General features: G+C 69.4%; 4 protein-coding genes. 3 read left to right on the top strand and 1 reads right to left on the bottom strand.

Translation table 11 applies throughout. The annotated features are described in order from the left end of the window. Window positions 1-94: 94 nt before the first annotated feature. A complete protein-coding gene (locus FV230_RS26605; RefSeq protein ID WP_147729311.1) occupies window positions 95-418 on the bottom strand; it encodes a hypothetical protein in 324 nt (107 codons plus the stop codon). A 182-nt stretch (window positions 419-600) separates the two neighbouring features. Between FV230_RS26605 and FV230_RS26600 the strand changes: the two genes are divergently transcribed. From FV230_RS26600 to FV230_RS26590, 3 genes are read left to right on the top strand one after another with little or no spacing between them, the layout of a single operon-like run. Continuing rightward, window positions 601-855 carry an acyl carrier protein gene (locus tag FV230_RS26600; protein ID WP_147729314.1) on the top strand — a complete coding sequence of 85 codons (255 nt, stop codon included), beginning with the start codon at window positions 601-603 and terminating at the stop codon, window positions 853-855. Next, window positions 852-2,060 carry an acyl-CoA dehydrogenase family protein gene (locus tag FV230_RS26595; protein ID WP_147844516.1) on the top strand — a complete coding sequence of 403 codons (1,209 nt, stop codon included), beginning with the start codon at window positions 852-854 and terminating at the stop codon, window positions 2,058-2,060. The genes FV230_RS26600 and FV230_RS26595 overlap by 4 nt, the downstream gene beginning before the upstream one ends. Then, the gene (locus FV230_RS26590; RefSeq protein WP_147844515.1) at window positions 2,060-3,031 is read left to right on the top strand and encodes an amino acid--[acyl-carrier-protein] ligase; all 972 of its coding nucleotides are present in this window, start codon (window positions 2,060-2,062) and stop codon (window positions 3,029-3,031) included. Before FV230_RS26595 ends, FV230_RS26590 begins: the two co-directional genes overlap by 1 nt. Window positions 3,032-3,079: the final 48 nt, after the last annotated feature.

Here is a 3,079-nt window from a genome sequence, read left to right as displayed (position 1 = left end):
GAAGCGAGCAGGGTGCTCTTCAAGAGCGTCATAGATATCTCCAAAAGCTTCGAGACCCGAGGATCGTGTGGTCGCGGGGCCGGGGCCGATCGCGTCACACCTTGTTTTGCGGCCCGCTTTTTGGTGCGGGCTCATCGGGCCCGCTTTTGCGATGCCCCCAGTGCCCGAGCACTGTGTGCGAACCGGTCCACCCGAGCAACGTCGAATCCTCCTCGAAGACCTCGTGCGACGCCGCTGTTGCATCACGGCAACGAATCGAGTGACCTTTAGCCAGCTTGCATACGGATGTAGCGATCTGGCCCGCGCAACCGACCACGGAAGCCGTCGAAACACAGATCCTGCCGGCACTTCGCACATGGATTGTGCGCAATGTCGTCAATTCGATCTGCGGCGTGCTTTCGATCGCCGCTTCGCGCATCGCCGCCTCGCCTCCGGCGAATCCTGTCTCGCGGTGCGAAGGAGCGAATACCGACTTCCAGCGCGATAGACATCAAAGCTTTAGAATTCACCAATTATTAAGTTAACTTTATTGAAGAGTAAGAATTGACGACGACAGTCCAAGGCTTCAGGTTCGAGATGGATCAGATGGTGTTGCGTGCAATGATTTCCTCTCACGACATTCGCGAAACGCTCGGTGGAATCGAGTCCCTGTCCGGCCAAGTCGACCGGCTCTCGGACGACGACGATCTGTTCGACAAGGGCCTGTGCTCCTTCGGGTCCGTGCAGCTGATGCTCGCGCTCGAGGAGCGGTTCAACATCGAGTTCCCCGATCATCTCTTGAACCGGGCGTCGTTCGCGACGATCCGCGCGATCCGCAGCACCGTCGCGACGATCGCCCAGCCGGTGGACGCATGAGCGCGCTCGCCAAGCGGGTGCCCCCCGAACCGGTTCTCGCCACGCCGACCTTCGCGGAGCGCATCCGCCGGGTCGCTCAGGTCGCCGCGCTCCATGCGGACGCCGTCGATCGCGAGGGGCGCTTCCCCACGGAAGCCGTCGCCGCGCTCCGCGAGGAGCGGCTCCTCGGGATCCAGATCCCGGAGGCGTTCGGCGGCGAGGGGGCCGACATGAGCCGGCTGGCGGAGGCCTGCTTCGGCCTGGGGCAGGCCTGCGCCGCGACCGGGATGGTGTTCGCGATGCACCAGATCAAGGTCGCGAGCCTCGTCACCCATGGCGGGGAGAGCGCCTGGCACCGCGCGCTGATGCAGCGGGTGGCGGAGCGGCAGCTGCTCGTCGCCTCGGCGACCACCGAGGGCGGCATCGGCGGCGACCTGCGCAACAGCCTCTGCGCGGTCGAGGCCGAGGGCGACGCGTTCGCCTTCCGCAAGGACGCCACCGTGATCTCCTACGGCGCCCACGCCGACGTGATCCTCGCCACCGGCCGGCGCCATCCGGACGCCGCCTCCTCCGACCAGGTCCTCGTCGCGCTGACGGCCGACCAGATCACCCTGGAGCGGACCAGCCGCTGGGACACGCTCGGCATGCGCGGCACCTGCAGCGACGGCTTCCTGCTCGCCGCCCGCGACGTGCCGATCGCCCAGATCCTGCCGAAGCCCTTCGCCGAGATCGCGGCCCAGTCGATGCTGGCCTCCTCGCACCTGCTGTGGAGCAGCGTCTGGTTCGGGATCGCGAGCCATGCGGTCGACCGGGCGCGGACCTTCGTCCAGGCCGAGGCCCGCCGCCGGCCGGGCACGGTGCCGCCGGGCGCCCTGCGTCTCGCCGAGGCGACGAGCGCGCTGCAGGCGATGAAGGGGACCATCCAGGGCGGGCTGCGCCACTACGCGGAAGCCCTGGGCGCGCCCGATCTGCTCGGCTCGATCGGCTTCGCGGTGGCCCTGAACAACGTGAAGACCACCGCCTCGACCGCGGCCGTCGCCATCGTCCAGCTGGCGCTGGGGATCGTCGGCATCGCCGGCTACAAGAACGGAACCCCGTTCAGCCTCGGCCGGGCGCTGCGCGACGTGATGTCGGCGCCGCTGATGATCAGCAACGACCGTATCCACAGCAACACCGCCAACCTTCTGCTGGTGCAGAAGGGCAACGGCCAATTCCTGAGCGCGTGATGGACAGCTTGGCCACCCCGACCCTCGCCGCGCCGCTCGAGACGAGCCCGTCCCAGGCGGATGCGACGGAACCGCGCTCGTTCCTCGACCGCCTGTTCGACCGCGGCCACCTGGTGCGCACCGGGATCGACGGGCTGTACGGGCGCGGCGGCGACTTCGAGAGCGTGGTCGAGGCGCTCGACGCCCTCGTCTCGCGCCTCGGCGCGGCCGACGGCGCCGAGCGGATGCGCTTCCCGCCGGGCATGAGCCGCCCGGCCTTCGAGCGCAGCGGCTACCTCAAGGGCTTCCCCAACCTCGCCGGCACCGTGCACAGCTTCTGCGGCGACGAGGCCGCCCACGCGCGCCTCCTCGCCTGCGTCGAGGCCGGGCGGGACTGGACCCAGGACCAGGCCTGCACCGACATCGTGCTGACGCCGGCCGCCTGCTACCCGCTCTACCCGGTCGCCGCCGCGCGGGGGCCCCTGCCGGCCGGCGGCCTGCTGTTCGACCTGCAATCCTACTGCTTCCGCCACGAGCCCTCGGTCGAGCCGACCCGGATGCAGATGTTCCGCATGCGCGAGTACGTGCGCATGGGCAGCCCCGAGCAGGTGCTGGCCTTCCGGGAGGTCTGGCTCGAGCGCGGCACCGCGATGATGCGCGCCCTCGGCCTGCCGCTGGCGGTCGACCCGGCCAACGACCCGTTCTTCGGCCGCGCCGGGCGGATGCTGGCCAACAACCAGCGCATGCAGGGGCTCAAGTTCGAGCTCAACGTGCCGGTCAACAGCGAGGCCCCACCGACCGCCTGCCTGAGCTTCAACTACCACCAGGACCACTTCGGCAGCACCTGGGAGATCGGCCAGGCGGACGGCGCCGTCGCCCACACCGCCTGCGTCGGGTTCGGCCTGGAGCGGATCACGCTCGCGCTGCTGCGCCACCACGGCCTCGACCTCGCCGCCTGGCCGGCGGACGTGCGCACGCAGCTCTGGGGCTAGGACGGTGCCGGCCGCCCTCGCCCTCGCCCGTGCCCCGGACACCGTCCC

The organism is Methylobacterium sp. WL6, assembly GCF_008040095.1.
In the GTDB taxonomy this organism is placed as follows: Bacteria; Pseudomonadota; Alphaproteobacteria; order Rhizobiales; family Beijerinckiaceae; genus Methylobacterium.
Note: the sequence above shows the minus strand (reverse complement) of the source record. Positions and strands in the feature narration are given on the sequence as shown.